The 4,998-nt window shown below is 66.8% G+C and carries 4 protein-coding genes and 1 pseudogene; 1 reads left to right on the top strand and 4 read right to left on the bottom strand.

Annotation, left to right across the window (positions count from 1 at the left end; translation table 11 throughout):
* Window positions 1-75: 75 nt before the first annotated feature.
* From QMZ25_RS07670 to yidD, 3 genes are read right to left on the bottom strand one after another with little or no spacing between them, the layout of a single operon-like run.
* A complete protein-coding gene (locus QMZ25_RS07670; RefSeq protein ID WP_065181928.1) occupies window positions 76-921 on the bottom strand; it encodes a M23 family metallopeptidase in 846 nt (281 codons plus the stop codon).
* A complete protein-coding gene (locus QMZ25_RS07665; protein WP_053519682.1) occupies window positions 921-2,267 on the bottom strand; it encodes a dihydroorotase in 1,347 nt (448 codons plus the stop codon). Before QMZ25_RS07665 ends, QMZ25_RS07670 begins: the two co-directional genes overlap by 1 nt.
* Window position 2,268: 1 nt before the next feature.
* A complete protein-coding gene (yidD, locus tag QMZ25_RS07660; protein ID WP_053519683.1) occupies window positions 2,269-2,523 on the bottom strand; it encodes a membrane protein insertion efficiency factor YidD in 255 nt (84 codons plus the stop codon).
* Window positions 2,524-2,795: 272 nt separating this feature from the next.
* Here yidD and dksA point away from each other — a divergent pair, with 272 nt between their 5' ends.
* Window positions 2,796-4,013, top strand: a complete 1,218-nt coding sequence (dksA, locus tag QMZ25_RS07655) for an RNA polymerase-binding protein DksA (protein WP_283219395.1) — start codon at window positions 2,796-2,798, stop codon at window positions 4,011-4,013.
* Between the two features lie 613 nt (window positions 4,014-4,626).
* On the opposite strand, the pseudogene QMZ25_RS07650 reads toward dksA, so the two are convergent.
* Window positions 4,627-4,998: pseudogene (locus QMZ25_RS07650) on the bottom strand (MFS transporter); the annotation flags it as partial.

Below are 4,998 nucleotides of genomic sequence, written 5' to 3'. Positions count from 1 at the left end.
CGCCGGGCATGGCCCGGCACTACCGTTTGGTGGCTCTGGTAGCGCCGGGCCATGCCCGGCGAGGGTGCACGCGGGTTACTTCCGCTCCAGCACCAGCAGCGGATCGATGCGGGTGTCGAACCAGTTCATGCCCCAGTGCAGGTGTGGGCCGGTGGCACGGCCGGTGGCGCCGACTGCGGCGATCACCTGGCCTTGTTCCACACGGTCGCCAACTTTTACGTCGATGCGCGACAGATGCAGGAAGTTCGAGCTGACGCCGTAGCCATGGTCGATCAGCAGCGTGCCACCGGTCAGGTACAGGTCGGGGCCGGCAAAGGTGACCACCCCGGCGGCGGGTGCCTTCACCGGCGTGCCGGTCGGTACCGCGATGTCCATGCCGGAATGGCCGGCACCGGGCTGGCCGTTGTAGACGCGGGCATTGCCGAAGCGGCCGCTGATGCGGCCCTGCACCGGCCAGATGAAGGTCTGGGTGAAGTCGGTGCGGTCATCGTCGCGGGCACGCGCAGCGGTTACCTGTGCCTGCTCGCGCTTGATCCGTTCGGCAATGGCGGGCGGAGGATTGACCGTCTTCGGCGGTACACCGTTGACCCGTTCGGTCGGCCAGTCACGCGGCGTCACCGAGATGGTGGCCGTTTCGCTGCCGCCGTCCGGGCGCTGCACCTGCACGCGCAGCGGTCCCTTTTCATCACGGCCGATACCGAACACCACGCTGCCGTAACCGCTCACGCGCAGCGAGCGGCCGGCATACTGCACCCGGCTGCCGGCGGGAACCTTGCCGATCACCAGCGCGCCCTGCGACGCACTGGCAGGAAACACCACGCGGCTGTCGATCAGGCTGCCGATGCCATCCTGGGCCTGTGCCGCAGATACGGCCCAGAGGGGGGCGGCAACCAGCACCCCCAACATGAGGAACCCGCGCATCAGCGGTCGTAGGTCAAGCGCTGGCCGGCCGGCTCGCCCACCAGCGTGCTGCCGTCCCACACCCGCTGGCCGTTGACCCAGGTGGAGGCGATGCGCGACCGGAAGGTCGTGCCTTCAAACGGCGACCAGCCGCACTTGGAGAGCACGTCCTCGCGCTTGACCGTGAACGGCACGTCTTCCACCAGCACGAGATCGGCGAAGTAGCCTTCGCGCAGGAAGCCGCGCTGCTCCACGTCGAACAGCTGGGCCGGGGCATGCGCGAATTTCTGCACCACCTGCTCGCGGGTCAGTTTGCCCTCGTGCACGCGCTCCAGTGCGGCCACCAGCGCGTACTGCACCAGCGGCAGGCCGGACGGCGCCTGCGCATAGGGCTTCTGCTTCTCCTCCCAGGTGTGCGGGGCATGGTCGGTGGCCAGCACGTCCAGCACGTCGTCGGCCAGCGCGGCGGTGATCGCCTCGCGGTCGGCCACGTCCTTGATGGCCGGATTGCACTTGATCAGGTTGCCCTTGGTGGCGTAATCCGGGCGGGCGAAGTGCAGGAAGTGCACGCAGGTTTCGGCGGTGATCTGCTTGCGGCTGCCATCGGCCCGGATCAGCGGGCCCTTCTCGAACAGTGCCAGTTCGTCGGCGGTGGAGATATGCAGGACGTGCAGGCGGGTGCCGTGCTTGCGTGCCAGCGACAGCGCCAGCCGCGTCGACTTGATGCAGGCTTCGCGCGAACGGATGTCCGGGTGCATGTCCGGGGTCAGCGCGTCGCCGTATTTTTCCTGGAAGGCTTTCAGGTTGGCATCGATCATCGGCGTGTCTTCACAGTGCGTGATGATCGGGGTCGGACACTCGCGGAAGATCGCGTCCAGTGTTTCCGGGTTGTCCACCAGCATGTTGCCGGTGGACGCCCCCATGAACACTTTCACGCCCGGCGCCTTCTTCGGATCGAGCTGGCGGATGGCCTCAAGATTGTCGTTGCTGGCCCCGTGGTAGAAGCCGTAGTTGGCCCAGGCGCGGCCACGCGCCAGTTCGTACTTGGCTTCCAGGATGGTGGAGTCCAGCGTCGGCGGATTGGTGTTGGGCATGTCCATGAAGCTGGTCAGGCCACCGGCCACGGCCGCTGCCGATTCACTGGCGATATCGCCCTTGTGGGTCAGGCCCGGCTCGCGGAAGTGCACCTGGTCGTCGATCATGCCGGGCAACAGCCAGCGGCCGGCGGCGTCCACCACCTGCTCGCCCTCGCGCGGCGCCAGCCCGGTGCCGATCTGCGCGATGCGACCGTTCTCGATGCGCAGGTCGCCGTCGAAGGTGCGGCCTTCATTGACCATGCGGGCATTGGTGATGAGCGTGGAGGACATGTCAGTGTTTTCCTGTGCAACGGCATGAAGGGGTGTCGGTGCGTTCGGGCACGAGGTCGACACCGCCGGGGTGGAAGGGGTGGCAGCGGCCGAGCCGGCGCGCGGCCAGCCAGCTGCCGCGCAGCGGGCCATGCAGGGAGATGGCTTCCATCGCGTATTCAGAACAGCTGGGCACGAAACGGCAGCGTGGCCCCAGCAGGGGGCTGATGAAGCGCTTGTAGAAGCGCAGCAGGGCAATGAGCAGGCGCGAGATCACCCAGTCATCTTATGCCAGTTGGCATGAAGGCCGCATTTGTGCAGGATGGGCCGTTGGTCGCATGTCGCCGATGGCCTGCGACCGGTACCGGCACCTTCGGGTGCCGGCCAGGTTCCGTACCGCGCGAGGCGGTCCGTGTTCGTCGGACTGCCCCTTGGGGGCCTTGACTCCAGGACTGAATGGAGCGGGGCTGTCGAGGTTGCTGCTGCGGGTCGGGTAGGCTATAAAGGCCCGCTTTCCCGGGCCCCGGGGAATCCAAGGAAGAGCGTTTCGTGGCTGCTAAAAAAACTGCAAAGAAGGCCGCAAAGGCCGCCAAGAAAACCGCCAAGCCTGTTGTGAAGAAGTTGGCGGCAAAGCCCGTTGCCAAGAAGCCGGCGGCCAAGCCGGCGACCAAGGCAGCGTCCTCGCAACCGGCGGCCAGGAAGGCCACCGCGAAAAAAACGCCGGCCAAGGCAAGCAAAGCGGCCGTCAAGAAGGCCGCTGCGCCGGTCAAGGCCAAACCTGCTGCTGCCAGCAAGAAGGCGCCGGCAGTGAAAAAGGCCGCCAGCAAGGCGGTGCCGGTGAAGAAGGCTGCTGCCAAACCGGCTGCGAAGAAGCCGGCAGCCAAGCCGGCGCCGAAGGCGGCGGTGAAAAAGCCGGTTGCATCGCCAGCGGCAAAGAAGGCCGCGGCGCTCAAGCCGGCGGCCAAGCCTGCCGCTGTAAAGAAGGTCACCAAGAATATCGCCACGCCGGCTGCCAAGCCGGCACCGGCCCCCGTAGTGAAGTCCGCACCGAAGCCTGCCGCAACGCAGGCTCCGGCCAAGCCTGTCCCGGCCAAGACCGCGGCAGGTGCTGCAGCCAAACCGGCATCCAAGCCGGCCTCGGCCGCTGCACCTTCCGCGTCGACCGCCCCGCAATCCAAGAATCCCGTGCCCGTTTCGAAATCGCCTGCCAAAACCGCCGTGAAATCCGATCCCGCTCCGAAGACCGTGTCGCGCCCTGTCGGCAAGGTCGCCGTGGCCGTCGCCGCCCGCTCGGCCGCCCCGGCCCCGCGCAGCAAGTACAAGGTCGTCGAGTACAAGACCGACGAGGCCACCGGCCGCCCGATCCTGCCGGCCGGTTACAAGCCGTCGTCGGAAGAGGAATACATGAGCCCGCTGCAGCAGGAGTACTTCCGCCAGCGCCTGCAGAACTGGCGCGCGGACCTGGTGGAGGAGTCCAAGCAGACCATCGAGAATCTGCGCGAGGAAGTGCGTGACATCGGCGACGAGGCCGAGCGTGCGACCCGTGAGACCGAGAACTCGCTGGAGCTGCGCACCCGCGACCGCTACCGCAAGCTGATCGGCAAGATCGACAGCACGCTCAAGCGCCTGGAAGCCGGTGATTACGGCTACTGTGTGGACACGGGTGAAGAGATCGGTCTGGAGCGCCTGGAAGCCCGCCTCACGGCCGAGCGCACCATCGACGCCCAGGAGCGTTGGGAGCACCTGCAGAAGCAGCAGGGCGACTGATTCCCGATCGTTGTCTGGTCATGCAGAAAACCCGGCCTTGGCCGGGTTTTTTGTTGGGTTCACGTTGGCTGTGTAGAGCAGCGCCTTCCGGGTATCGGGTGGAGCCCGCGGGTGTAAGCTCGGTCGCGGCCCCCATGCCGCGGACGGTCCTGCCCGGCCCCACCCACAGGCTCTCGACGCTTCCCTGCGTGCGCGGCCGATGTAGAGCCGAGCCCACGCTCGGCTCAGGCCGAAGCCGGAGGGCAAGGAATAGCAAAAGCAAAAGCAGCCAAGCATGGCTTGGCTCTACCAGGAGCGGTCATGCGTGCGCTCGCGGCTGTTGGGTCCGCCTTGTAGCGAGCCGAGCACCGCAGGGGAATCAGGGGCGAAGAGGCGCGGGTGTCCGAGCGAAGCGAGTTCCGCGCCGTCCCCTGATTCGCCGAGGAGCGCAGGGCACTGGCGCGCAGCGCCGGCTCGCGGATGGCGGCGTGTTTCTTTGGTGACTTTCTTTGCACGAGCAAAGAAAGTTACACCCCGCCGCGGTCGCGGAAGAAGCCCGCCGGGCGCGGCCCGGCGCAACCGCTGCGTGGGCGCACGGAAATGCGCAGCCGAGCATGGGCTCGGCTCTACAGGTTCACTGCAGGTCGCGAAGATTCAACTTCCGCAGCGTCGGGTTCTTCCATGCCGTGATGCCGGCCACGCTCAGCACCGCGAAGCCCCCCAGCACCACTGCCGGTACCAGGCCCAGCAGTCGTGCCATCGTGCCGGCATAGAAGGCGCCCAGTTCGTTGGACGAACTGATGAAGATGCCGTTGATCGACGATACCCGCCCACGCATTTCCTCGGGCGTCGCCAGCTGCAGGATGGTCGAGCGGACCACCACCGACACGCCATCGAAGGCGCCGTAGAACAGCAGGATCAGCGCCGACAGCCAGAAGTGCTGCGACAGCCCGAAACCGATCACGCACAGCCCGAAGCCCGCGACCGCAGACAACAGCACCCGGCC

It is taken from the genome of Stenotrophomonas sp. RS-48 (assembly GCF_030053245.1).
In the GTDB taxonomy this organism is placed as follows: domain Bacteria; phylum Pseudomonadota; class Gammaproteobacteria; order Xanthomonadales; family Xanthomonadaceae; genus Stenotrophomonas; species Stenotrophomonas maltophilia_P.
This window is presented reverse-complemented; position numbering and strand designations above follow the sequence as displayed.